The organism is Kocuria sp. KH4 (genome assembly GCF_053711175.1).
This window is the reverse complement of the sequence record NZ_JBSJYX010000015.1, coordinates 1-25,703: the sequence shown is the minus strand read 5'-3', so window position 1 is coordinate 25,703 and position 25,703 is coordinate 1. Positions and strand designations below refer to the sequence as shown.

Here is a 25,703-nt window from a genome sequence, read left to right as displayed (position 1 = left end):
GGCACCAAACTTATACAGGAAAGCTGCTCAAGGATCTGCTACCCCAGTGATGCGGCCGCCCTCAAGGCACACTGACATCAAAGGTGACGTGTCTTCCCAGATGCGGGGGCAGGGAAGTGGCACTTAGGTTCCCCAGTCTTCTTTGGCAAGCGTTTCGGAGGCCCTCCGGGGCCGAGGAAACGTGCGGCAGCTCCTCATGTGTCTTGGGTCAGCTCACGGTGCGTAGTTCTGCCCAGTCGGTCGTATACCGGGGCGACAGGTCAGCTTGCCGGTTCCGCCAGGGGGCGGAGGAGCGGGTGCCAAGCCGGCCCAGCGCCAGGCTGCCGGTGCCGAAGCGGCGGTTCACCGCGTCGATGAGCTCCCCGAGCGGGGCCGGCTGCTCGAGCACACCGGGTAGGACGGGCACGGCACCCTCGGGGGCGAGGTCCACACAGAGGATGCCTGCGCGCATGTAGGACATGCCGTGCATCAGCTTGGGCCCCAGCGCCGCCCGGGCCGCGGCCACCAGGGGAGTGGGCTCGTTGGTGGGCACGGCCAGCCGCACGTGCGCGGAGACATTGTGTGCTGGGCCTGGCCGGTGCGGGGAGGTGCTGGCGAAGACGGTGCAGCGCCCGGTGACCTCGCCTTCCTTCCGGAGACGGCGGGAAGCGCGTTGGGCGAACTCGGCCACCGCGGCCCCGACGATCTCCGGGTCATGAATCGGGTCCGGGAAGGATCGGGAGACCAGGATCTGCTGCTTGGTGGCCACCTCGTCCTCCACGGGGATGGCGGGGAAACCGTTGAGCTCCAGCACGGTGCGCATCTGCACCACGGAGAACGTGTTCCGGATGGCCACCGGGTCGGCATCGCGCAGGTCGGCGATGGTCTCGATGCCCATCGCCTCCAGGCGCTGGGCCAGCCGACCCGCGATCCCCCAGACCTCGGTGACGGGCAGGGCGGCCATGAGCTTCTCCCAGTACCCCTCGGGGGCCTGGTCCCAGTGCACCACCCCACCGGTGGCGGGCAGTTTCTTCGCGGTTTCGGTGGCGATCTTCGCCCGCGTCTTGGAGCTGGCGATCCCGATGCTCACGGGCAGCCCGACGTTGCGGGCCACGGTGGCCTTGAGCCGGCGTGCCCACCGGGTTTGCTCGGCCGGGGTGCCCTCGGGTGGGAGGAGGAAGCACTCGTCGATGGAGTACACCTCCTGCCCCATCGCGTGGCGGGCCAGCAGCAGCATCACCCGCTCGGACAGGTCCGCGTAGAGCTGGTAGTTGGAGGAGCGTTTGATCAATCCCCACCGGGCCGCGTCGGCGCGCAGCTGGAACCAGGGGTCCCCCATCTTGATCCCTAACGCCTTGGCCGCCGCGGAACGGGCGACGACACAGCCGTCGTTGTTGGAGAGCACCACCAGGGGTTTGCCGGCCAGGGAGGGCTCGAAGAGGGCCTCGCAGGAGGCGTAGAAGTTGTTCACGTCGACCAGGGCGATCACCGCAGACCACCGTCCTAGTGCAGCTTCCGCTGGTTGATGTGGCGGATTCCGTATACCACGACACCCCAGATGTGCAGGGTCGACAGCGACGGGACCTCCACGTCGGGGTAGGCCGGGTTCTCCGGGTGCAGCACGACCCGGTTCGGGTGGACGTGGAGGGTCTTGATGGTGAAGTCCCCGTCGAGGACGGCGATCACGACATCGCCGTCTTTGGGGGTCAGGGATCGGTCCACGAGGACTTCGTCGCCGTGGTAGATCCCGATGCCTTCCATGGAGTCTCCGGTGACCCGGAAGGCGTAGGTGGAGGTGACGTCTCTGATCAGGACCTCGTTGAGGTCGATCCGGCCGTCGTCGAAGCTGTCCTGGGCAGGGGAGGGGAAGCCAGCCGGGACTCGGACCAGGACCGCAGAGACCAGCACGGGGCGGTCAATGGTGAGCGGAACTGGGTGTCTCATGCCGCCAGGATAGAACACCTATTCGACCCCAAAGCCAAAACATAAACTCATACCGTACACATATGCGGTTTGACTGGTGCTGACGGGGCGGATTCTGCCCCGTCCACCGGACACGCCAAGGGCGGACCGGCTACGGGGTCGAGGCGGCTGCAGCAGCTGCTTCGTGCTGGCCGGCGGCGATTTGGGCGGCCCAGCGTTGCCGGAACGGCCGGCGGGGGCCAGAAAGGAGAGAGGACGCGGGGGCGGTGTGGGCGGGCGCGCAGTGGGGCCCCGCCATGGGATTCAGCGGGGCCCCGTGCGTCCATGAAGCGGCCAAGCCTGGACGCACATCGATGAGGGCACCTGCCTGCCGGTGGATTGTCGTTCACGTCCAGCAGGTTCCAGGTGGCGCATCGACGTAGCCAGGGTAGGAGCCGGAACTGGGTCTTACCTCGACACAGCACCGCAGCAGACAACCACCCACGCAGCTTACGGTGGGCAGCTCCGCCTAGTCGGAGGTGTCGCTGGGGGAGGTCCTCAGGGCAAATCTCGGTGGGCACTGCGCCCCGAACGGCAGCTCACCCTAGAGGGCCAGGTGTTCACTGTTGCTCTCGGGGTGGTGGATTACGGTTGTCCGCGGCGTTCTTGGGAGCGTCGGGCGAGCTCGTCGAGGTCGATGTCACCGGCTACGTAGCGGTCGGTGTCAGCCATGGCCGCCGGGGTGGGGGCGAGGTCTTCCAGCACCGCATGGTGCCAGCTCATCTCCGCGGCCAATACTTGCTGGAGCTGTTCGCGGGCATCGGCAGCTTCGGACTTCGGTTCGCTGAGGAGGGTGTCCACCGGGGGTCCGACCATGGTGCCCAGCGCTGCCGTGGTCACGGCCACACCTATGACCAGGACCCCCAGCGCCCCCAAGGCATGGGCGGTCCCTTGCCGCGCATGGAATGCACGACTCTTCCGCTTTTGTCGTTGTCGCATCAGCAAAAGGGTACGGGAGTGCGTTTCCCGGATCGAAACGCGGCGCATGCCTGGTGTTTGTCCACTGTTCGCCTGAACCGATTCGTCTCGTGCCTCCATCGACGGCCTTCCGAGGTGCGGTGGTCACGGGAGTAGACGACTGCCAGCACGGGGAGGACACTGGGCGTCGGTGAAAGGCATCTCACCCGAAAGGCCGGGGCTCGTTCCCGGTCTTTCGTCTGCCGTGGGGGCCGATGCTGTGGTCCCGGTGGACTCCCTTATCGGGTGCTTGGCTTAAAAGGGGGCGGGCCCTGCCTGGTTGAGGGGGCGGCAGGGCCCGTCCGATGCCCGCACGGGGGAGGTGACGGAACATCGTCGATCAGCATCTACTCCCGTGGCACGCAGGAATACGTCCATCTGCGGCAGGAGTACTGGCCGTTGCTGATCGATGTCCCCAGGGTAGGACACGTGTGCGTTCGTGCACGTAGTGCAGTAGAAGGTGAAGCCGCGTGTCGGCCGGCGCTGGGTCGGGCAGGGACTCGCCGGGGAGCACTCCAGCGAGCCGCTGGTAGGTAGGTGCAGTCATGGGAGGGCAGTTCTCCGGTGCTGGGGGCAGGATCAGGCTAGCGGTGCGGCGGCTGCCCGGCCGGCGGCGATCTGGGCGGCGAAGCGTTGGCGGAACGGCCGCTGCCCAACCACCGGCTCACCATCGGACCTAACGGCCACGCCACACCTCTCAGCTTGTTGCTGAGCTTGGCGGGTGGCGTGGCGTTCGGCGGCCGCGCGTGCTGCCGCGCGGCGCTGGGCGGCCTCGGCGGCGACCCGCTGGTCCCGGGACCGCATCGGGGTGCCGTCGGGGTGGGTCCAGGCGCGCATCCGGGCAGCCAGCCAGGCTCCGGGGTTCTCGATGCCCTCCACGGTCAGGAAGCCGTAGCGGGTGCCCTGAGGCGTCCAGTCCAGGGCGGTGAGCACGTCGGCGATGGTCCACCCGGCTTCGAAGAAGGGCTTGCACACGCTTGCGACGTGGGCGGTGGTGAGCTGGCGCAGCACGATCGCCTCGTACTGGAGCTCCAGGGCAGCCGCCCGCTGAGTCTCCTTCCGCGCCCGACGGGTCACCCGCTTCGTCAAAGGCTCCGTCGTCGCATGACGGGGCCACAGCGGGGCTGTACGACGGCTCAGGGCGGCGACCACCTCGCGCCGCTGTGCGGCGCGCCTTCGGGTCGGTCGCGGCGTAGCCGCGTCCTTCCGGGAAAGTTCTTCGCGCGCGTGCGGGGAAAGACTCTCCCACTTCGTGGGGACCGGGGTGTCAGTTATCTCCACAGGCTCAGGGGCCGGCTGAGGGGTGTTGTGGATGAGGGCGTAGACGGGGGCCTCGCCCTGGGTGCGGCCGGTGGCGCGCGGGGTACGGGCCGCGCTGCGGCCGGTGGCGACCACGGCCAGCAGCCCGCACTCGCGCAGGTGGCGGATCACCCGCGCCACGGTGGAGCGGGAGCGGTCGATCTTCGCAGCGACCCAGTCCCAGGTGGTGCGCCAGGTGCGCGAGGCGGGGTCCTGCTGGTGGCAGATGATCTCCACCACGGCCAGCAGGTTCGCCCGGGCATCGGCACGGATCAACTCCAGGCTGGGGTGCTCCAGCACGGCCCGGCGCCAGGCGGCGGCGTGCTTGGCAAGCTGGCACCCCGTGGGCACCGCCCGCAACACGACAGCCTTGGAACGCTCCTGCTCCACCCGCACACGACGGGTACGCGACGGGAACTTTTGGGGGTGCTGACGTTCTACCTGGTCAGCGGCCGACGTCACGTCGGCGGCACGGAGCCGGGAGGGCTCCACATGATGACGCGTCTCGGCTACACTAGGGGGCACAACAGTCCCCTGTTAATGGGTTCATTGATAGGTCTCATTCAGTTAGCTGTTGAACCAGCTGTCTCGGTCGGCAAACTTGTGACAGCTGGATGACTTCGACGGCCCGCCCACCACGGCGGGCCGTCAGTCATTTAAGGGTCAAGGGGTAGTCGGTCCTTCTCCTGGTTCTGCCGGTCGTCAATCAGGTTCGGCAGCCCATAGTCACGATCAACTAGAGCACCCACATAGTCAGCCTGGGATAGGCCCAGCGCAGCCGCCCGCTCCGCCACACGACGGTGCTGAGCAGGCTTAACGCGCATGTTGAGTGCGACGCGCTGCCCAAACAGCTTGGGGGGTGTGTACTCCTTCATGCGCTCACCATCTCACATAGCTTTTGCTAGCGCTAGGACACCGCAGGGTGTGTCTTGTTTCTGGCCGGCTCACAGGCTCCATCAGTCAAGCCACTGGGCGAAGCCGAGCATGGCGGGGGAGGCCATCCCTTATGTCGGGGACAAGAAGCAGAGGATGTAGCCGGTTGCCCCTGCGCTTGCGCGTTGCTTCCCCTGCTGATCACGGCCGACGAAAGGCCGGTAGCGCACGTTGGGAAGCAGTCGTTTGCATACATATCATCGTTGTAGGCGCCCCAGGAAGGTCCGCCGGACGACAAGGCCAGTAGCGCCGCAGGGAGATGTGTCGGAGTGGTGTGCCGCGATGGATCAGAGCGTGTTTTGGTTCAGCAGATACGTGGTCCAGATGTCTAGCAGCTCACGGGTTTTATCCGTGTTGAGCTCGTGAAGGGTGGGGCGGCCCCGCCCGCTTTGCGCGGTGGACGTAATGACGCCCTGGCCCCGAAGGAGCTCCAAGTGCGGCCCGACGGTTCCTGAGGGCAGGCCGAGGCGGGAGATGAGGTCTGGGCCGAGGAGCGGGCCCTGCGCGAGTTCATGAATGATCGCGAGGCGCACGGTATTTCCCAAGGCCACAGCAGCCGCATGCACTGCGTCGCTCTGACCTCGGGGTTGGATCGGGGCTGGCATGCGTCCCATTCTCCACTGTCCTCTCACTTAAACGGATACGGCGTGATGACGCACGCCACGAATAGAACGAGTTACACTTTTCATAAAGGATAACCCTGAATGACTGTTGTTGGGACCGGAGGTCAGCATGAGCGAGGAGTCCAAGGGCGGAGGCGGCCTGGTGGCCGCGGTGACCGTGGGTGCGCTCCTGCTGACGGCAGTGCCGGTGGTCGGAGTGGCGGGTCTGGCGGTGCTGACGCAGACCCAGGCATCAGCCGGTGAATGCGCCCCGGCCGCGGTGGTCTCCGGCGAAGAGTCGGAGGATGGTCTGATCAACGTTCCCAACGGCTGGGGACCGTTGGTGGAGGCGGCGGCTGAGGAGGCTGGGCTGCCGGTGAGCGTGGTCGCGGCCCAGCTCAAAGCCGAGTCCAACTGGGACCCCAACGCTGGTAGCTCTGCTGGGGCGCAGGGGATCGCGCAGTTCATGCCCGACACCTGGGCTCGGTACGGCCAGGGTGGGGATATCACCGATCCCGAGGATGCGATTCCGGCCTATGGGCGGTACATGGCTGCGCTGCGCGATGAGGTGAAGGACCTGGCCGGCGATGACGCGGACCAGTTGGTGCGCTTGATGCTGGCCGCCTACAACGCCGGCCCCGGCGCCGTGCAGCAACACAAGGGGGTACCGCCGTTCGCGGAGACCCAGAAGTACGTGACCACGATCCTCGACGGTGGGCAGGTTGAGTTCTCCGCGGACTGCGAGGTGCCCACCGGTGCCAAGGAGTGGGATGGCGACCTGGGCGACGGGGAGTGGACCGTGCCTCTACCTGGCGGAAAGTTCACCTCTGGCTACGGGCGGCGCAACGTGCCCGGCCTGCCCGACTGGGCGCAGGACCACGTGGGAGTGGATATTGCCACCGCCGGTGCCGGCTCTGACTCCGGGGGTCCGGTGATCGCTCCGACCGATCTACGCATCACCGGGTTCAACAACGAGGACGGGTGCGTGATCGCCAAGGAGAACGGCGACGATCCCGATTTCGGGTTCGCCTTCTGCCACCTGAACTCCTACGCGGTGAAGAAGGGCCAGAAGCTCTCCCGCGGGGACGTGATCGGCACCGAGGGCAGCCGAGGCCAGTTCGACATGGCCACGCACCTGCACTTCGAGATTTACAAGCCCTCCGCCCCGGACGTCGTTTTCCCCTACGAGGGCTACAACATCGACCCCGAACCGATCCTCAAAGAGAAGGGAGCGTGGCCGAGATGATCCGCCACCGTCACCGTCTGAGTACTGTCCTGGTCGTGTGCGCCCTGCCCTTGGCAGGTTGCGGGGCGGGCGCTGAGCAGACCTCCCAGCAGGCCACCACCTCTCCCACGAGTGCGGCCGCTTCCACCAGCACTCCCACCGTGCAGGCGACCCCGGCGGTGCCGGGGGATGGCACGTTCCCGGTGCCGGGGGACGCGGACCGCTCCGATGTGGAGTCCACCGCGCACACGGCCGCGCTGATGCTGCACTCCTGGGACACGGCCACCGACCGCACCGAGACGGCCGCGGCGATCCGCGCCAAGCCGCTGATGTCCGAGGAGTGGGCGGCCAATCAAATCGAGCCGCAGCGCAATTCCTCGCAGGGCGCCTGGTTGAAGCCCTCTGAGCACCGGGCCTACAGCGAGGCTCGGGCGGTAACGGCGATTGGGGACGCTGCCCGAGACGTGGCACCGGATAAGGCGATCCGGGTCTACGACGTGACCTGGAGCTGGATCAGCCGCGACGAGGAGCCGGCCCCGGGCACGGGGCGGCGCCAGGTGACTCTCTATCTGGAGAAGCACGACGGTGCGTGGGAGGTCGTGGGCCACCAGCTGCGCGACATGGACGCCGGCGGGGCGGGAGAGCAGTGATGGTTGAGGTGGTCCACCGGTGGCCGCTGATCGTGGTCACGATGACCTCACACGAGGCCTTGGCCACATGTGGGGGCAAGCGGGCTGTGGTCTCCGTCGATGAGGCCGGATCGGTGGCCTTGGCGGCTCGTGATGCCGCGTTGGCGGTGTGCGAGGCCCTGGGGAAGCGGCGGTGCCGGGTTGAGGGGATCACCGATGACGACCAGGTGTATCAGATGGTCGTGGACGTGGATGAGGGCACTTTGGTGGAGCTGCACGAGGCGCCTGTTCCGTCCCCGGTTGCTGATGGTGTGGGGAGGACCCGGAGCATGGCTGCGGCCGCCGGTGGACCCCGGCGGGGCCGGCGGTGGGACCTACGCACGCTGACCAAGCGGCAGGCCGGTTACGCGCTGACCGGGCTGTTCGTGCTGGTCGGGGTGGCGGTGCCGGTGGGCGCCCAGGTGCTCGGGGAGGACTCCAGTGCCGAAGTCGTGCTGCCGGCACCGGGGCCCACCCAGCTGCCGGTGGCGGCCCCAGCAGGGTGGTCCACCTACGCGAAGTGGTCGGCCCCGGCCGAGAACCGGGTGCCCGTGCGCCAGGACGCCGCGGGACGGTTGGTGATGGTCGAGGACCGCGAGGTGGTCACCCGGCAGGCCGAGACCGGGCGGGAGGTCAAGCGCGTGGCGGCCCCGTTCGAGCCGACCGGGCTGGCGGTGTGGACCGACAATGGCACGCCGCGGCTGGCCGTATCCGGGGGCGGGGGCCGTTTGGCGGTGATGGACCAGGACGGCGAGCAGTTCACTGAGGTCCAGCTGCCCGAGCGCGCCGAGGTGGTGTTGGAAGGTGGGGAGCCGCTGATCGTCGGAGCGGACCAGACCGCCGGGGTGCTGGCCGGCAACAGCGTCCAGAAGCGGATCGTGCCCGCTGGGGCCGAAGCGGTCGCCGCCGATGGTGGGGCCGTGATCGCCGCGGACGCGCAGACCGGACGTCTGTGGAAGATCACCGAGGAGAGCCCGGAGCTACCGCAGCCGGCCACCGTGAAAGCACCCAAGGGCATGAAGGTGGCGGCGTTCCCGGCCGGGCACGGGTCGCTGGTGGTGGCCCAGTTCGCCGGCGAGAAGAGCACCGGTGAGGTCGCGGTCCTGGAGCTCACCGCCGGAGAGGGCAAGACGGAGGTGACGCAGCTGGTGTCCCAGTCGGTGAAGGGCTCCACCGGGACGGGCCAGCCGCAGTGGGACCCGGCCGGGGCACTGGTGTCCCTGGGGCGGGTGTCGGTGGATTTCGAGGCCGTGACGGTGACTGTGCTGCCGGAGTCAGCCCAAGCCTCCGCCGGACACCTGTGGGTGACAGGGACCGGTGATGAGACCAGCGCCCGGCTCTCCCGGGCGGGCACCGCCCTGGACGCCGGGGACCCCAAAGCCTCGGTGCCGGCGCTGATCACGGACGGTGGGCTGGCGGTGGTAGAGGAGAACGGCCAGGTGTACGCCGTGACCGAGACCGCCCCGAACCCGGCTACTACCCCGGCCGGGCAGGCGAGCACGAAACAGGACGAGCAGGAGACGACGGACGGGGACGCTTCGACGGCCCCCGAGGAAGAGGAGAAGTGATGGAGCTGCACGCGACGATCACCGAGACCGGAGCCATGACGGTCACCATGGGCGCAGACCAAGAGGAGCTGGCCGAGCAGCACGAGAACGTGGCCGCGGCCCGGCGGGCGCTGGTGAAACTCTCCAGCGAGGTCGCTGGATCGACCGGGGAGCCGACTCGGGCGGTGACCCTGGACCCCTCGGGGATGCACGTGCTGACGGTCTCCGCCGATGGGCAGGTTTTCAACGCGCCGGCCACGGCCGCCGAAGAGGCAGCACGACAGGCGCCCGCTGAGGAACCGGCGACCACGGCACCGGTCGCACCCGATGAGGTTGCCCCGGAGGATGTGGAGGAGACGGCCCCGCAGGACGTCGAGGAGAGCGTCCCGGCGCAGGCAAAAGAAGCGGAGGCCGCGGTTGAGGCTGTTGCTCCCACCGCGGAGAAGCGCGCCGGGGGCAATCCGTTCCTGGTTGCGAAGACCCCGGTCGCGCCGATGCAGGGCATGGCAGAGGGGCCTGCTACGGCTCCGGTGTCGGCGCCACCGGTGGAGAGCCTCAGCGCCGCCGGCGCTGCGGGACAGACCCCGAACTTCTTGCAGAACAACTCCCCGGTCACCCCGGACCCGGCCGAGCAGGGCTGGCAGGGCTGGCTCAACCGGGTGTTCGGGCTCAAAGTCGGTCCCTCCGAGTCCGAGCTGCGCCAGCGCACGGCGGTGGATGCCCTGTCGCGTCATTGGATCGGTTCCCGCACGGTGGCCGTGCTCAACTCCAAGGGTGGGGCGAACAAGACGCCCACGGTGATCCGGCTGGCCTCCGAACTGGCCCGCGCCGGTGGGGGCGGGGTGTTGGCCTGGGACAACAACGAGTCCTTGGGGACCCTGGGATGGCGGACCCACTCGGGGGAACACAGCGCCACGGTGCTGGACCTCATCACTGCCGCCCCGGAGTTCTTGAAGGCCGGGGCGAGCAAGGCCGATCTGGCCGCGTTCGTCCACCACCAGCCCGAGGACGCTTTCGACGTGCTGCGCTCCGACGAGCGCCCCGAGCACGATCACCGCATCACCGGAGCCGAGGTAGACCTGCTGCATGAGGTCGCCTCCCGTAACTGGCGGCTGATCATCATGGATTCGGGCAACTCGACCCGCGGGGAGAACTTCACGCGGATGATCGACCACACCGATCAGGTCGTGATCGCTACCACCTCTGAGTCGGACAAGGCCCAGGGCGCAGTCAACTCTCTCCAGGCCCTCCATGCCCGCGGTGGTCACGCCGCGGAACTGGCCCGCAACGCGGTGGTGATCGTTTCGGAGGTCCACCCCCAGCACTCTCTCAAAGCCCAGGAAATCGTGGGTGAATTCGCTCCAATCGTGCGCTCAGCCCACATCGTGCCTTTCGATCAGGCATTGGTGCAGGGCCGGATGCGCGCCCAGGACCTCTCCGGCCCCACTCGACGGGCGTGGCAGTTGGCGGCCGCGGCTGTGATCGCGGAGTTCTGATGCGACACCTCAACACTCAGCGCCTCGGCCTCGCGCCGTCCGCACTCCGAAAGGAGGAGAAGTGATCACCAACCAGGACAAGAATACCCAGGCAGGCAGCCAGGAGCAGGAAACGACGGTCCCCGCACCTGCCCCGCTGGACCGCCCGGTCCGTCGGATGGCCCCGGCCGGGGGCAACCCTTTCGTACTTCCCCCGGAGGAAGAGGAAGCCGGTCCTGAGCCGATCGACACCGACCCGGTGCTGGGCACCGCGGCCTCCTTGTTGGGGCGCGCCGGCGTGGAGGACACCGGAGGCGGCGAAGGCTTGTGGCTGATCGGCGCGGCCGGCGGGGTGGGCGTGTCCACTCTGGCCGCCGCGTGCGGGGCACACGTGCACGACGGCGCCGACTCGGAGCCTCCGTGGGCCGCCCGCGCCGCAGTGGTCACCTCCTGCACCCGCACCGGCCTGGACGCCGCCCAAGAGCTGGTGCAGGCCTCCCAGGCCGGGACCGTGCCCTGGGAGGCGGTGGCCGTGGTCATCGTCCACGACCGGTCCGCTGAGCTGGTGTCCAAGGACTGCCGCCGCCGGGCCCGCGCGGTCCTGCGAATGGTCAAAGGCGGCGGGTACACGATCCCGTTCTTGCCGGAGCTGCGCGAATCCGCGGCCCCGGCCCTCGATCTGGGGGTGACTCGATCCCGGAAAGTGATCGAGGCCCTCGACAAGCTCGCCACCCGGACGAGCTCCCCCCGAAAGGAGAAGTAGTCATGAACATCCCCCCTCTCTACGCCACTGCCCAGGCCGCTGTGATGCAGGCCATCAACGTTTCCCCTCAGGCACCTCCGGGCCTGGACAACTTCAACCTGATCGTGTCCTGGATCCTGTGGGGCGCCGGCATCGTGCTGTTCGTCTTCTTCATCTTCGGCCTGGTCTCAGCCGGTCGGAACCGCCGGCACGGCAACGAGATCGAAGCCCCGATCTGGCCGCTGGTGGCCGCCGCCCTGCTGGGCGCCGCCGGAACGATCTGGAACGTCATCATCGGCTGACACCGGCCCCTGCGTGGTTGCGGGCCTGCCCCTTGTAGGCCCGCAATCACGCCCCGGAACACGACGCCCCACAGGGAGGACAGGACAGATGAAGCAGGAACGAACACAGCAAAAGAACCGTCCGCGGTGGCTGGGTGCAGCCGTAGCGGTCGGGGTACTGGCGGCGCTGGTGATCATCGCCTTGCTGGTCCGCACCGTCACGGTAGAGCCCGACGAGCAGGCTGGCCCCGCCGAGGAAAACGCGCAGGCGCCGGCCTCGGAGGCTGCTCCTGAGGTGGACGGGCTGCTGGACTCCTCTTCCGAGGATTTTGCCTACCCGTGTCAAGCAGAGCTGTCCACCGACACTGCCTCGGTCGAAGACAAGGCACCCGAGGTCGATGAGTGGGTGTCGGCCGGCTACAACGTCGTGCCGATGTCCACGGAACTGGGTGGGTGCGAGAAGCAGGATTCTGGTCTGAGGGTGGGTTACGCCCACACCCCCGCCGGAGCCCTGATGGCGGCCGCTAACTACGCCGTGGTTGTCGATCCCTCGGGTACTAAGGCGCAGGACAGCATCAAGGCAGCCGTTGCCGAAGGCCCTGATCGGGACGAGCTGCTTGACCGAGCCGAGCAGATCAGCAGTGGAAGCGCCCCGGCGACAGACCCGGCAGCGATGCGCAGTGCCGAGTTTGTTGGCTACGACGTGCGAGAGGCCAGCAAAGACCAAGCGTCATTCAACATCTATATGAGCTTTGACAACGATGCAGGCGTTCGTCAGCAGGCAGTCGGGCAAATCGATCTTGTATGGGAAAACGGGGATTGGCGGGTTGAGCCGGCATCCGGCCAGCAGCTCATGACGGTCGACTTTGCCACTACCTCGCCGTCCGTGACTTGGGGCCCGTGATGCTCGAACGGCTTGGCGAGATGGCGGCCTCAGCGGCCGAGGGTGGGGTCGAGGCGATCTTGACGTGGCTGGCCGGGGTGGTGCTGACTGCGCTGTTCGACACGGTGCAATGGCTGGGCACCTGGTGGCTGTCGATCGAGGCCCCAGGGATGGGTGAAGGGTCGGCGGCCATGCGTGCGGTGGAGGCCACGCGGGCGTTACTGCCGCTGTTCGGTGTGATCGGCATGGCCTTTGGTTGCGTACGCATCGCCCGAGAGCAGAACCGAGGATCGGTGGAGGGCCTGATCGCATCGATGCTGCGCAGCGTGGCCGCCGTGGCTGTCGCTTTGGTGGCGACGTCCATGGGCTTGGATTTCGGTACGCAGATTTCCCCGTGGCTGGTCGAGCAGATCGGCGGCCAGGACGTCAATGAACAGATGGCCGAGACCTTGGGGTTGCAGGCGATGATCAGCGGCGTCCAGAGTTCCGCGGCGTTGGCGGTGATCATCCTGGTGCTGGCGTTCATTGCGCTGCTGGGGTCGCTGGTCAACGCCTTCCTGGTCCTGTTCTCCTACGGCATGGCGTCCGTGCTGGCCGGACTGTTGGCGTTCTTCGCCGCGGTGTCCACCACGGACAAGGGCAAGAAAAGCTTCGACAAGGTGCTGTCGTGGCTGATCGCTGTAGTGCTGTTCAAGCCGGTGGCCGCGATCATCTGGGGAGTGGGCCTGGCCCTGGCCAAGGGCTACGTCGGAGAAGGCTCTCAGGAGCCGATGGATCAGATGGTGGGCCTGTTCGTGGGCCTGGTGATGGTTGTGGGAGCCTCCCTGGCCCTGCCGGCCCTGGCCCGGGTGGCGGCCCCGATGGTGGCCGAGGGCCCGCGGGGTATGGGGGCGGGCAGCCTCGTGGCGGCCGGCGGCGCGCTGGCCACCGGTGCGCTGATTGGTGCCGCCACCGCCGGTGCCGGCACGCTGGCCGGCGGTGCTGGGGCACGAGCGGCCGGAGCCGGCGGTGGCGGCTTCGGCGGCGGAATGACCGGTAGCGGGATGGTCGGTGGTGGGCAGGGTGGCGCCCTGGCCGGTGGTGGCGGGACCGGCCCCAGCAGTCGCACCAGTGGCGGCTCTGGCGCCGCCGGCGGCCCCGGGGGAGGCGAGGGCTTGGGGGCACCTGCACAGGCCAACGGTGCCCAAGGAGGCAGCGGAACCTCAGCCAGCGGTGAGGGATCTACTGACGCCGGTGGCGCCGCCACTGGTAGCAGCGCCGCCGAGGGACGTGGCGGGAACGGTCCTGTGAGTGCACAGCCTGAGACTGGGGCCGGAGGGTCCTCCCCGGATGGCGCCCCTGGTGCTCCCGCGTCGGGTCCGGGTAGTTCAGGCGGTCACGGCACCGGCCCTTCGGGTGCCTCTGCACAGAGCGCGGAGGCAGCCGGGGCGGGCAGCGGGTCGGCCGGAGGGACATCGAGCACCGCGGGTGGTCCCACGGGTGCCGCCGGAGCCAACCCGGGGCGAAACAACGGTGGCGCAGAGGAGCCGTTGCGTGAGGTGAGTGGCCCGGAAGGGTCCGCTGCGCAGACGGGCGGGGCGATGGGCGCGCGGGCTTCGTTCGTGCAGAACGCGGTCCGGGCAGCAGGGTACGAGGCGCGTCGGGCGGCCGATGACGCTGAGAAGTCAATGGAGTCAGGGGAGTAAGCGATGTCAGAGACGGTGGTGGATTCCACGCCGCGGGTGCGGTCCTACGGCAACATCACGGACACCAAGGTCACCGGGATCATGGGCCTGTCCCTGGCGGCTACGGCGGTGGCCGGGGCCGGGGCAATCGGGGCGTTGCTGGTGCTGTGGTTCGGGCAGCTGTTGTGGCTGGCGGTGCTGCTACTGGTGCTGACAGTGCCGGCGACCTGGTATTTGCAGTCCAAGGACCGCAACGAGCGGTCCCGAGCGGAGAAGAGGCTGGCGCAGACGATGTTCCGCAAAGCGCAGAAGAAGGGGCACACCCGGTATGTGGCCGGGCCGGCCTCGCAGGTCCCGGACGGCAGTTTCCGGGCGCCGGGGCTTTTGGCGGCCACCGAGATGCTGGAGGGACACACCACGTTCGGGCAGCCGTTTGCGATGCTGTGGGCCCCGCGGACCCAGACGGGGGCGGTGTTCATCGGCACCTCCTCAACCGGCATGGGGCTGCGCGATCAGGAGAGTGTGGATCAGATGGTCGATGCCTGGTCAGAGTTCCAGCGTGAGGCCGGCAGTGTCCCGTCCCTGGTGCAGGTCTCGGTCACCACCCAGTCCACGGCTGATCCCGGAGAGCGGTTGCGTGATGCCGTAGAGGTCGCCCGCTCCGTGGCCGGCGCCGAGGCGGGTGGGTCCACGTTCGCCCGGGAGGTGATCGGTGATGTGGTCGATGAGCTCTCGTCCTGGACACCGCGGTTGGATCAGTGGATCACGCTGACATTCTCCGCCCGAGAGTCCACGGACGGGGCGGTGCCCGCGCGCACGGCCCAGGAGTTGATGGAGGAGATCGGCGGTGTCCTGCCCGGTTTCTGCGAGTTGGCCACCGTCTCCGGGGCCGGTGCGGTGTCGCTGCTGCAGGTAGCGGACGTGACTGATTCCACGCACGTAGCATTCAATCCCTCGGCGGCCGCCGATGTGGAACGGTCCCGGCTGACCGCCGCCGGCACTGGGTTGTCCTGGGAGGAAGTGGGACCGACCTCAGCCGAGGTGCTGGCGAAGCCAATGTGCTACGCGCACTCGGGGGCGGTGTCGAAGTCCTGGCAGATGTTCGGCGCCCCCTCGGGAGTGTTCCGGGAGTGGGGACTGCGGGCGCTGCTGGAGCCCGATGACCGTTTCCTGCAGAAGCGGGTCACGGTGTTCTACCGCCCGGCTGATCCTCAGTCCAGCGTGCGGGAGGTCAACGCCCGGATCGTCAATGCGGAGTTCGCGGCCAACCAGAAGAACCGGCGGGTCTCGGCCGCTGAGCAGCTGGCGGTGGCCAAGGCCAAGCAGGCTGCCCAGGAGCAGGCCCGGGGTGCGGCGATGGTGCGGTTCTCGATCCTGGTCACGGCCACGGTGGGTTCGGCCGGCCAGGAGTTGGCCAAGGCTGAGGCTGCTATCCGGCAGAAGGCGGCCCAGGGTATCCAGCTGCGGTTGCGCGGGTGCGATCACAACGACGACGCGGCCTTTGCGATGGGTCTGGGTCTGGGGATCGTCCCGGACAAGGCCGCCACACTTTCCGATGCGATGAGGAGGGCACTGTGAGCGTTCTTGATGATGTGATCGACCGGATTGGCAATCGATTCTTCGGTGAGCGGGAAGGCGCCGCCGGCGGAGACCGGATGCCGGGACTGACCGCCAAGGGTTTCGACATGGCCGATGGGGGCCGGTGTTCGTGGGTAGAGGCTCCGCCGGAGTTCGCGGCCACCAGCGCCCAGACGGCCGGGCTGTGGCCCTATTGCGTAGGTACATCCTCCCCGCTGATTGGCGCCCCGCTGGGACGCAACACCAACAACGGGTCGGTGGTGTGCGGAGACCCGATCAGCCTGTTCATCCGCGGCACGATCTCCTCCCCGTCGGGGTTCATCATGGGCCTCAACGGCCGGGGCAAATCCTCGGTGACGGTGCGGATTTGCATCTACCTCTCCTCGCTGTCGTTCGTGCCGCTGATCCTGGGCGACCTCAAACCGGACTACGTGGGCATGATCCAGGAAATCGGCGGACAGGTGATCCGGGTGGGTCCTGGCATCGGCTCGGTCAACCCCCTGGATGCGGGGCCGCTGTGGAACCGGGTCGAGGAGCTGCCGGTGGCCAAGCGCAACGAACTGCTCTCGGAGATTCACACCCGCCGGGTCAACACGGTGCGCGGGCTGCTGGAGCTGGCCCGTGGTCGGGGCTTGGACACGGAGAAACAGGAGCCCACGGTGCTGTCCATGGCGATCCGCACCGCTACGGTGCGGGCCGAGGCGGAGGGGCGGCAACCGTTGCTGGGGGACCTGGTGACGGCGATCCGGGAGGCACCGGCGGAGATGCAGGCGGTGACGCTGGCCAATGACGCTGCGGAGTTCTTGGCGGAGTCCAAGTCCTTGGTCAAGGGCTTGATCGGGTTGCTGGAGGACGGCCCGTTCGGGGACGTGTTCTGCAAGCCCACCACCCGACAGATGCGGGTGGACCGCCCGGCCTGCTTCGACGTGTCCGGGGTGGACATCTCTGATGAGATGATGCGCGCGGCGATCCAGATCGTGTGCTGGGCCTACGGGCAGGCCGGGGTCTCGGCGGCCAAGACGCTGGCGGTGGCCGGGCTCGAGCCTGAGCGGCACCACCTGATGATCATGGACGAGCTGTGGCAGACCTTGCGCGCCTCGGAGCTGCTGGTGCACCAGATCGACGCGCTCACCCGTCTGAACCGGCAAAAGGGCTTGGGGCAGATCATGATTACCCACACCATGAAAGACCTCACGCTGTCCACCGAGCAGCTGTCCGAGATTGCCCGCGGGTTCCTGGAGCGGTCCTCAGTGAAGTACTTCGGCGGGCTGGCCCGCAACGAGATGGAGCTGCTGGAACAGGTCTTGCCGCTGTCCCAGCGGGAGAAGGACCTGCTGGTGGAATGGTCAGCCGAGGGCGCGACTGATCCGCGCACCGGCCGATCGCTGCCCCCGCCAGGGCGGGGCCGGTTCATGATGAAGTTGGGGGAGAACGCCCCCGGGGTGCCGTTCAAGATGAATCTCACCGACACCGAGTACCGCATCCACGACACGAATGAGGCGTGGGTCGAGGCGATGGCGAGGGCCCGGGCATGAGCGGCTCGCTGTGGATGCTGATTGGGGCCCTCGTACTGGGGGCAGTGACGGCGGCCTGGTGGTACTCCGGGCGCCAGGGCGGGTCGATGGGGGAAACCGTCAAGCGCCTCGATCGTGCGCACCCTGTCGGTGCGGTAGATCGGGACAAGCGTCAAGAGGAGGCCATTCAGCTGCACCCGAACGCTCCGGGCATCGGCCCGGGCCTGAGCATCGGGGCGCTGGGCGAGCACGGGGACCGGCGCCTATACCAGGGGTGGCGGGAGTGCTCGGTGCACGTATGGGGCACCGGACGGGGCAAGACCACCAGTCAGGTCGTCCGGCACGCGGCCGAGGCGCCGGGAGCGTTCCTGATGACCTCGAACAAGGTGGACGGGGTGACCGAGGTAATTGCCGCCCGCCGCGACCGGGGTCGGGTGTGGGTCTTCGATCCCCAGCGCATCCTCGATGAGGCCGGGGAGCCGACAATGACGATCGACCTGTTCGCCTCGGTGGAGGACACCCGCACCGCCGATGAGGTCGCGGCGATCTTCGAATCCGCCTCCGCCGGGTCCGCCGGCGCGAGCGGGCGAGATCCGCAGTTCGACTCCCAGGGCCGAGACTTGCTCTCGGCGTGCATCCTCGCCGCGGCCGAGGACGGGCGGGAGCCGGCAACAATCCTGGATTGGATCACCTCGGGGAAGTTGCGTGACCCCGAGACAGTGCTGCGCGAGCATGGGCACACCGGCCGGGCCGCGATGCTGCGCGGCATCTCTCAGCAACCCGACGACACCCGCGGTTCGGTCTTCGCCACAGCTCAGCGCATGGCCTCCGCCCTGTCTCATGACGCGCTGGTTCGGTGGGCTACCCCGACCGCGGGGGTGCGCCGGTTCGACCCTGGGGCCTTCGTGGACAGCGATGACACACTGGTCCTGCTGGCCCAGGACACAGCCGGCTCCGGGGCTGCATTCGTCTCCACGGTGCTGCACACGGTGTTCACCGCCGCGCAAAAGAGCGCCCGGCGCAATGGCGGGCGGTTGCGCGTGCCCCTAGTGGCCGATCTGGACGAGGTGGGTAACGTCGTGAAGCTGCCGGCCCTGGCCGAGTGGTATTCCTACTTCGGGTCGATGGGCATCGTGGTCTCGGCGTTCTTCCAAACCAAGGGCCAGGGGGTGACCATGCTGCGCCACACCGGATGGGAGACACTGTGGTCGGCGGCCGCGGTGCGGGTTTACGGCGGCGGAGTGGATGACGACAAGTTCCTGGAACAACTCTCCAAGGTCACCGGCAAATACGACCACCGCACACAGTCCTACTCCACCAGCCGCGGTGGGGGGCGCAGCACCTCCGTGCAGACCCAGCAGCGCGAGATTCTGCCCGTGGACAAGCTCGCCGCCCTGCCTCCGGGGCGGGCGTGGGTACGCACCAACAAGGGTGGGGGCACGATCGTGCGCACCCTTGGCTGGTTTGCCGATCCGCCGCTGGCTGCCTGGATCAACGAGGGCCTGGACGAGATGAAGGAGGCCGGCTGAGCCATGAGTGACATTGAGGACGATCAGTTCCCCGAACCGGAGGATCATCCGGGCCCGGACGAGGACGAGGTGCTGCCCGAGGGTGAGGACGTCCCGGACCGCGATTCCTCTTGGATGTCGCTGGTGTCGTGGGTGGAGACGCTGATCGCCAGCGTGGAGAGCTTCGACCACGAGGGCAACATGCACTGGTGCCCGCAGTGGTGGGCCCACCCCGAGGCGGTCGAGCGGTTCCGGGGGATGCACCAGCAATACCTCGCCTCGGCCCCGAATAAGGATCAGCCCTACGGGCTCTTGTCCTCATGGTGGACCGATCACTTCGACCATCACGCGGCCGTGCTCTTCGCCAAGCGCGGCCCGTTCGGGGAATGCCGTGACGGGCACGTGGACAAGCCACGTCTCCCCACGGTGCCACCGCCGGCGGGATGGAGCGCATAGGCGGACACCGCGCCGTGTCCACGAGTAGGGCCGGGCTTCCCGCGAGGAGGCCCGGCCCTACTTCTGCGCCCGGTTGGACGATCGAGGCGGTGTCAGAGACTGCGGCCGCCGGTGTCGCGTTGAGCTTGCTGCGCCCGCCGGGATGCGGCGGCCGCTCGGGCCGCTTCTTGCTGAGCCGTGGTGCGCTGGGGGGTGGGAGTGTCCTTCTGCTGCTGTTGCGGGTACTTGGCGGCATGGGTTTTGCGTGCTTGTTCGGCTTGCTCCTGGCCCAGCTGGTGCAATGACTTTCGCTGCGGGGTCCGAGGGGTCTCCGTCACGGCGCTCTCCTTGTTCTGGTTGGTCGGGGTGATGCCCTGCTCCTGCATTGGATCGGGACGTTCGTGAGCTTGGCTGGCCCGATAACGGGCCACCGCCGCATTGATGAGCTTCTGACGGTCGGTAATGCTGTTCTCGCCGCCGCCGGTGGCCGCGGCGGTGACCGCGGCCTGGCGGGCTTGGCCGGCCGGTAGCGGGTCGGGCCCCTGGGCGCGGGTGGTGCGCAGCTGCTCGATAAGCTGCTGCGCTTCGGCGGGGGTGCTGCGCACCCGTTCGGCCACGTGGGCCTCATCGACTGTCCGGCGGATGCGGGTCTGGTCCTGCGGGGCGGCAGTGGTGAGCGCGGAGTGCTTGTGCAGGGCCGTGGCCCGGGCGATCAGCGCGACCGCCACCGGGTCGTCCTGGTGGACTGTGGGGATCAGCGTGGTTTCGTGGGTCCCGATGTTGTAGCGGTTGCGGTACGCCTCGACCTCGGCGGCGACCTGGTGCCACTCGGCGGCCTTGGCGGGCTTGGCCGGCACCGGCCCCAGGGCCGTGGTCCACTCCGGGCGGGTCTCAGCCAGTTCCGCCCCGCGCACCGCGATACGGTCCTCCATGCGGGTACGCAGCCTCTCCAGCTGCTCCCGGTACTGCACCGGCACCTGCGGGTCGGTCAGCAACGCCGTGGGGGCCAGGTCCTCGCTCACCCGGCGCCCGTCCGCCACGGGGGCCGATGCCGGGGTCTTACCGGCCACGGCGCGCACCTGCTGCTCGACGGCGATGGCCTCACCGATAGTGATGTGCGAGTCGGTGCGGGGGCGTTCACCGCGGGCGATCTGCTCCACGGCTGCCTGGGCCGGGGCGAGGTGTGCGCGGCGGTCCTGTTCGGCACCCATGGCCTGAGTCATCCACTCCAGCTTGGCGGCGGTGGTGGAGGTCCACCGCTCGGGAGGAAGGGCCTCCAGCTGGTCAAGGCCGAGTCGGCGGGAGTCGGCCAGCTGCTCGAAAGGCATGAGCGCGAACGGGCGCTCCGCCCAGTCCGGGTCCTCGATCACCGGCTGTCCCAGAGCTGAGCGGGTGCGTTCAGCCAGCTTCTCCAAGTGCTCGTCAGTGAGATTGCCCAGGGGCCGGCGGTCGGTGTTGTCGAGGATGCGCTGAGCGGCCTGCATCTGGTGTTCGACGCGCCAGGCCAGCACCGCGGCGGGGTCTGCTGCGTCACCGAACCCGCGCTGATCCACTGCCCGGGAGAGCAGTACGGCCGGGTCCATCCCTGCATCCTGGGCCTCTCGCAGGTGGGTGGCCACCGCACCCCACGCCTCGGCGCCGGTGAACTGCGCAGCCTTCTCCGCGCCCAGGACCTCCACGGCGATCGTGTGGGTTTTGGCCGTCCACGCGGCATCGTGAGTCTCGCGGTAGATGCCGGCCAGGGTGGCGACGTCGCCGTTACGCATGGCCTCGGCTGCCACGGTTTCGTGGGCGGACAGGTTCCGGTCGTAGGCGCCGGCGATGGTTTCCAGCACCTCGTCCCGGGTCTCGCCCTCGGCCAGGGAGACGTAGAGCCGGTTGGTCTCGCGTCCCCGGGTGGCGGCCACATAGGCGCCGGCCCGGTCGGTGGCGGAGTCCACGATGGCGTGGGCGGTGTCCACGGTCGCGCCCTGAGCCCGGTGCACGGTGGCGGCGTAGCCCAGCTGGCCGTGCTGGGCCAGGTAGTCGGCGTCCAGGGTGATCTTCCCCCCGTGGCCGGTATGGCGCAGCGTCGCGGTGTCGGCCCCGACCTTCTCCACGGTCCACACATCGTTGTTCTTCACGAAGTCCTTGCCACCATTGAGCTGCAAGGTGCGGTCATTGCGGCGGGTCACCACCACGTCCCCGGCATGCGCCGTCAGCCCGTCGCGCAGCACCACAGAGGAGCCGGTGACGTCGAGGTCTCCGGTGGCGATGCGGGCGGCCTGGGCGCGGGCGTTCAGGTCGGTGACCGTGGCGTTGTCGGTGGCGATCAGCAGGGACCGCTTGCCCGCCTCGGTGTCGGCGATCCAGGCGCGCAGCGCGGCGTCCGTCATGGCTTCGGTATCCCCGGCGACCACACGACGGTTCTCCAGGTACCAAGCCCAGGGGGTGTCCGCCCCGGCCGCCGGCGGCTCGCGCAGCGCCAGAGACGCGGCGGCTTCACCCTCCGCGCGGAAGCGGTGCACGGCCTCTAGGCGGGTCGCTCCCACCTCGTTGTCCAGCAGCCGCAGCGCCCCGCCGGAGCCGATCGCACCGAGCTGGCGGTCATCCCCGATGGCGCGCACCACGGCCCCGTGGCGGGCGGCCACGGCCACGAGCTCTGCCAATTTCGGGGTGGTGACCATGCCCACCTCGTCCACGATCACCACGTCCCCAGCGTGCAGCTGCATAACATTGGTGCGGCCGGTGCGGTGGGCGATCAAGAAGGCGTCGATGGTCGTCGCCTGCGCCCCAATGTCCGCCGACATGACGGCGGCCGCGGCCGCAGTGGGGGCCAGGCCAACGACGTTGCCGCCGGTGGCGCGTACCGCATCGGCGGCCAAGGCCAGGCTGGTGGTCTTGCCGGCACCGGCCGGTCCGATGCCCAAAGAGAGCAGCTTCTCGTCGGTGGCAAAGGCCCGGGCCAAAGCCACCTGCCCCTCACTGAGCGGGCCGGTGTGTGCCGCCAGCACCTCCTCGAACCGCTCCGCCGACACGGCCGGAATGACGGTGCGCTGGGCGGCGACGAGCACCTGGTGCTCGGTCTCCAAGACCTCCCGGGAGGTGAACACGTGGGCGTCGGAACGGACGAACTGGCTGGTCCCATCGGCGCGGGTGAACTCAGCCAGGTGCGGCACATCGGCCTGCGGGGAGACCGACAGGCTGTGCGTGTCCGTGGCCTCTTTGACGACTTCGGCCACCAGTTCATCGGGCACGGTGCGCCCGATCATGGCCTCTTTCAGGTGGCGGCGGGTCTGAGCGTAGACGTGGTTAATGCTCCAGGTGGCCTGCTTCTGGGACAGCTCGTGCACCACCGTCCGGGCGTGCTCGGCCACATCGATCTGGGTGGCGTCGGTGCCCTGTGGGGCATTGCCGGCGGCGGCCCGCACGTGGGCCAGCAGGTCGTCACCGACAGGCATGCCGACGTTCTGGCCGTACTCCTTACCCCACTCCTCGACCAGCTCGGACAGGCGCCGGGCGGACTTCTTCGCGGGCCTGGATTCCAGGGTGGCTTGCTGAGCCAGCGCGATCTTTTGGGTAGGCCGTGGGGCGTACCCGTGCCGGTCGGTGAACTCGGCCTCTAGCCGTTCCAGGGTCGCGGCAATGTCAGCGCGCCGAGAGGAGGCGTGGTGAATCGCATCCAGGTCCACCCCCGCAATTTCGTAGATCGGCTCGTCCCCACCGGCCATTCGGGGAGTCGCCGCCACCCCCAAGGAGGTGGTGACCTTCTCCATCACCTTGGCGTTGTACGTCTCAGAGGCGGCCACCTTCATCCGGTACAGGGTGCGCCCGTCCAGGGCCGACCACTTCCCGTCCGCGCCCATGACCTTGTTGGCGATCACCACGTGATCGTGCAGCTGCGGGTCCCCGTTCCGGGAGTCGTAGTGGCGGAACTGGGTGGCCACCAGACCACCCTCCACGTCGATCTGCCGGACCCCGTTGTACCCGCGCCGGGTGAACGTGGCCTCCTGCTCCAGGAAGCTCAGCGACTCGGCAATAGCCTCGTTATGCGCTGTCTCGACTGCGCTACGGGCCTCCTCCCCTCCCAGGGCCCAGAGCAAGGAGACGGACTTGGCCGGGGAGAACACCAAGTCATAACCGGCAACCGTCTGCTGCTTCGGCGTGGTCTGAGCGGTAATGAACCGTCCCAGCTCCTCGGTGTTCCGGGCGTCGCGTCCATGGGCCTCCCGGAACACTTGACCGGCCACGCGGCCGCGGATGGCCTGGCGTTCCTGACGGGTCGGTGCCGCCCCGGTGGTGCGCTCGTGCCGGGCGATCTCCTCATCCAAGCGGCGCGTCAGCTCGGTGTTGGCTTGGGAGAACATGTGGAACTTCCGACCCAGCCGCACGTCGGCTTCACCGCCGCCGTTAGCCAGGATGCGGTCGGCATCCGGGTGGATGCCCTCCCCGAACAGGGCCGCCATCTGCGCCTCGGTGACCTCCCCGGATACCCCCAGCAGCGCCTCGGAGTGGGCCACCCACTGCCCCGGGGGCATGCCCTCCACGGTGTAGTAATCGCCCAGCTCCCGGTCCCCGTGGCGCAGCTCATCAGCCGAGGCCACTTCGGAGGTGTAGTAGGCATACCCGTCCCCAGCACTGAGCTTGTGGAGGGTCATCACAAACGCAATCATGCGCGTTCGCATCCTCGATTATCAAGAATGCACTAGGTGTGACGTTCTGGCAGGGCGTGGAAGGCCGATGCGAGCTTGCGAGTCATTGGGCTGGAGCGACCCAGAAAGTCCGTCACGGATGTGACGCGGTTGTGCCCACGAGACTGATCTTGTGGGCAGGGGATGCCCAGGGAGGACGAGGAACGAGGACGAACCGCAGCGCATCAGCTGTCCACACGATCAGTCGATTGGGTGCAAGCGAACCCAGGTTGTCCACATGTGGTGTTCGTGTGGACAACCTGCACGAGGTTTGGTGGGGGCTGTGGGTCCGGTGGAGAGACCGGAGGATGAATCTCGGAAGCGGTCCACAATCCCCACCAAAGCTCACAGCACTGCCGCCGGGTAGGCGCCCTCTCGCGCGCTGCCGGCTCGGCCGGTGGAGCGGTCGGCGGAACGGTCGGGGTGGAGAAGTTGGTCTATGACCGTTAGGGCGGGTTTGGTGTTCAATGGGATGGAATGGTGTTGCTGATGTAAAGGAGGCGTGATGGCGCAGCGTAAGAGTGCGACGAAGACCGAGGCGCGGGAGCGGGCCCGCCGGGCGGCGGCGGAGTCGATGGCTCGGGAGCAGCGGTTGCTGGAGTTGGGTGAGGAGTTCTTCGTCGCCCAGGGTGAGGCCGAGCAGATCATCGAGACGGCCGAGCAGCGCATCGCGGAGATTCGGGCCAAGGCCGAGCAGGACGCCGCCCGCGCCAAGGAGGATCAGGTGCGCGTGGTGGCCGGCATGAAGGCTGAGCGGGTCACGGTGCCCGAGATTGCCCAGCGTTTGGAGCTGCCGGCCGCTGAGGTGCGCGCCATGTTGAAGGCGTCCTCGGCTCACGCGCCCACAGAGGCCGCAGACGTGTCCAGCAACAACGACGATGTACAGCTGACCCAGGACGACGCTGAGGCGTCCCAGCGTGAAACCGTCAGCGTGTAGCCCGCTCACTTTCAACGCACAGGAGCAACGATGATCGCCAAACCAACATCTCCGACTTCGACCTGGGCCCGCGTATCGGTGGCCGGGATGGTCACCGCAGCAGCGCTGACCGGCTGCGCCCCCTCCTCCATGCCCACCAGCGGGGCGTCCACGGACCTCGAAACGGTAGGGGCGGACCTAACCTCATGCCTCACCGATCAGGGGTGGGAGGTGTCGCACGTGAGCGCGGACGGTTTCCAGGTGGAGGCCGGCCTTTCCGTGGACCAGCAAGACGATGTTCAGCTGGCTTGGAGCGAGTGTGTGGGAACTGCCGCGACGTATTCGGTTCCGCTTTCGGGATAGAGCTGTCGTCAGAACAGGGTGGGGTGGTCGGGGTCGATGCCGTGCACGAGCTCGCGCACCACGTCCTCGTCCCACCCGCGGGTTTTCAACTCCTCGCGCAGCTGCCGGGACCGGGCCGAGCGCTCGGCCCGCGACAGCCGCCGCCACCGGGCGGCGGTGGCCGAGGGCATCCGGCCCTTCATCGCCCGGTCGGCCATGTTCTCCGACCGGCTGCCCAATAGCAGGTGCGTGGACGGCTCCAAGCTCGCGTGCACGCACAGCGGCACGTCGCACCAGTGCAGCGCGGTCAGCCCCTCGATCGCACCCAGCCCACCGTGGACGGTGGCCAAGGAGAAACGGTGAGCGGCGACCGCTCTTTGACCGTTAGCGGTAGGAAGCCAGAAGCGGCCATAGCCGTCATCACTGATCGCCCCGAGCCACAACCAGCACGAGTCGGGCTCCGGGCCTTTCAAGACGTGGGAGAAGAAGCGTCCTATAGCTTCGCCCGAGATGATCCCACTCA

The 25,703-nt window shown here is 68.2% G+C and carries 21 protein-coding genes; 13 read left to right on the top strand and 8 right to left on the bottom strand.

Features of this window, described 5'->3' with window-relative positions; genetic code table 11:
• Positions 1-208: 208 nt before the first annotated feature.
• The 5 genes from ACWCOM_RS11765 to ACWCOM_RS11745 form a co-directional block, all read right to left on the bottom strand.
• A complete protein-coding gene (locus ACWCOM_RS11765) occupies positions 209-1,468 on the bottom strand; it encodes a Y-family DNA polymerase (RefSeq protein WP_454548936.1) in 1,260 nt (419 codons plus the stop codon).
• A 14-nt stretch (positions 1,469-1,482) separates the two neighbouring features.
• Positions 1,483-1,923 (bottom strand): LexA family protein, encoded by a 441-nt coding sequence (locus tag ACWCOM_RS11760; RefSeq protein ID WP_454548935.1) that lies wholly within the window; start codon positions 1,921-1,923, stop codon positions 1,483-1,485.
• 603 nt (positions 1,924-2,526) lie between these two features.
• The gene (locus ACWCOM_RS11755; RefSeq protein ID WP_454548934.1) at positions 2,527-2,781 is read right to left on the bottom strand and encodes an antitoxin VbhA family protein; all 255 of its coding nucleotides are present in this window, start codon (positions 2,779-2,781) and stop codon (positions 2,527-2,529) included.
• 696 nt (positions 2,782-3,477) lie between these two features.
• Positions 3,478-4,587, bottom strand: coding sequence for a hypothetical protein (locus tag ACWCOM_RS11750; protein WP_454548933.1), 1,110 nt, complete (start codon positions 4,585-4,587; stop codon positions 3,478-3,480).
• 830 nt (positions 4,588-5,417) lie between these two features.
• Entirely contained in the window at positions 5,418-5,735 is a 318-nt protein-coding gene (locus ACWCOM_RS11745; protein ID WP_454548932.1) for an ArsR/SmtB family transcription factor, read from the bottom strand.
• 127 nt (positions 5,736-5,862) lie between these two features.
• On the opposite strand from ACWCOM_RS11745, the gene ACWCOM_RS11740 reads away from it, so the two are divergent.
• The 12 genes from ACWCOM_RS11740 to ACWCOM_RS11685 all read left to right on the top strand — a co-directional run bounded on the left by ACWCOM_RS11740 (position 5,863) and on the right by ACWCOM_RS11685 (position 19,273).
• Complete coding sequence (locus tag ACWCOM_RS11740; protein WP_454548931.1) at positions 5,863-6,978, top strand: transglycosylase SLT domain-containing protein; 1,116 nt, start codon at positions 5,863-5,865, stop codon at positions 6,976-6,978.
• A complete protein-coding gene (locus tag ACWCOM_RS11735) occupies positions 6,975-7,607 on the top strand; it encodes a hypothetical protein (RefSeq protein ID WP_454548995.1) in 633 nt (210 codons plus the stop codon). Before ACWCOM_RS11740 ends, ACWCOM_RS11735 begins: the two co-directional genes overlap by 4 nt.
• A gap of 308 nt (positions 7,608-7,915) precedes the next feature.
• Complete coding sequence (locus tag ACWCOM_RS11730) at positions 7,916-9,193, top strand: hypothetical protein (protein ID WP_454548930.1); 1,278 nt, start codon at positions 7,916-7,918, stop codon at positions 9,191-9,193.
• Positions 9,193-10,668 (top strand): chromosome partitioning protein ParA, encoded by a 1,476-nt coding sequence (locus tag ACWCOM_RS11725; protein WP_454548929.1) that lies wholly within the window; start codon positions 9,193-9,195, stop codon positions 10,666-10,668. Before ACWCOM_RS11730 ends, ACWCOM_RS11725 begins: the two co-directional genes overlap by 1 nt.
• Positions 10,669-10,729: 61 nt before the next feature.
• Positions 10,730-11,410: a DUF6668 family protein gene (locus tag ACWCOM_RS11720; RefSeq protein ID WP_454548928.1), complete on the top strand. Its 681-nt coding sequence runs from the start codon at positions 10,730-10,732 to the stop codon at positions 11,408-11,410.
• Positions 11,411-11,412: 2 nt separating this feature from the next.
• Positions 11,413-11,691, top strand: a complete 279-nt coding sequence (locus ACWCOM_RS11715) for a hypothetical protein (RefSeq protein ID WP_454548927.1) — start codon at positions 11,413-11,415, stop codon at positions 11,689-11,691.
• 88 nt (positions 11,692-11,779) lie between these two features.
• On the top strand, positions 11,780-12,574 hold the full coding sequence (locus tag ACWCOM_RS11710) for a hypothetical protein (protein ID WP_454548926.1): 795 nt from the start codon (positions 11,780-11,782) through the stop codon (positions 12,572-12,574).
• Positions 12,571-14,238: a hypothetical protein gene (locus ACWCOM_RS11705; RefSeq protein WP_454548925.1), complete on the top strand. Its 1,668-nt coding sequence runs from the start codon at positions 12,571-12,573 to the stop codon at positions 14,236-14,238. Before ACWCOM_RS11710 ends, ACWCOM_RS11705 begins: the two co-directional genes overlap by 4 nt.
• A 3-nt stretch (positions 14,239-14,241) precedes the next feature.
• The gene (locus ACWCOM_RS11700) at positions 14,242-15,795 is read left to right on the top strand and encodes an SCO6880 family protein (RefSeq protein ID WP_454548924.1); all 1,554 of its coding nucleotides are present in this window, start codon (positions 14,242-14,244) and stop codon (positions 15,793-15,795) included.
• Complete coding sequence (locus tag ACWCOM_RS11695; protein WP_454548923.1) at positions 15,792-17,330, top strand: hypothetical protein; 1,539 nt, start codon at positions 15,792-15,794, stop codon at positions 17,328-17,330. The genes ACWCOM_RS11700 and ACWCOM_RS11695 overlap by 4 nt, the downstream gene beginning before the upstream one ends.
• Positions 17,327-18,838, top strand: a complete 1,512-nt coding sequence (locus ACWCOM_RS11690) for a type IV secretory system conjugative DNA transfer family protein (protein ID WP_454548922.1) — start codon at positions 17,327-17,329, stop codon at positions 18,836-18,838. Before ACWCOM_RS11695 ends, ACWCOM_RS11690 begins: the two co-directional genes overlap by 4 nt.
• Before the next feature lie 3 nt (positions 18,839-18,841).
• Positions 18,842-19,273 (top strand): DUF4913 domain-containing protein, encoded by a 432-nt coding sequence (locus ACWCOM_RS11685; protein ID WP_454548921.1) that lies wholly within the window; start codon positions 18,842-18,844, stop codon positions 19,271-19,273.
• 92 nt (positions 19,274-19,365) lie between these two features.
• Here the strand turns inward: ACWCOM_RS11685 and mobF are convergent, their stop codons facing one another.
• Positions 19,366-23,889, bottom strand: coding sequence for a MobF family relaxase (mobF, locus tag ACWCOM_RS11680; RefSeq protein ID WP_454548920.1), 4,524 nt, complete (start codon positions 23,887-23,889; stop codon positions 19,366-19,368).
• 538 nt (positions 23,890-24,427) lie between these two features.
• Here mobF and ACWCOM_RS11675 point away from each other — a divergent pair.
• Positions 24,428-24,859 carry a hypothetical protein gene (locus ACWCOM_RS11675; RefSeq protein WP_454548919.1) on the top strand — a complete coding sequence of 144 codons (432 nt, stop codon included), beginning with the start codon at positions 24,428-24,430 and terminating at the stop codon, positions 24,857-24,859.
• Between the two features lie 11 nt (positions 24,860-24,870).
• Here the strand turns inward: ACWCOM_RS11675 and ACWCOM_RS11670 are convergent, their stop codons facing one another.
• Positions 24,871-25,011 carry a hypothetical protein gene (locus ACWCOM_RS11670; RefSeq protein WP_454548918.1) on the bottom strand — a complete coding sequence of 47 codons (141 nt, stop codon included), beginning with the start codon at positions 25,009-25,011 and terminating at the stop codon, positions 24,871-24,873.
• A 198-nt stretch (positions 25,012-25,209) separates the two neighbouring features.
• Positions 25,210-25,530 carry a hypothetical protein gene (locus tag ACWCOM_RS11665; protein WP_454548917.1) on the bottom strand — a complete coding sequence of 107 codons (321 nt, stop codon included), beginning with the start codon at positions 25,528-25,530 and terminating at the stop codon, positions 25,210-25,212.
• Between the last annotated feature and the right edge of the window lie 173 nt (positions 25,531-25,703).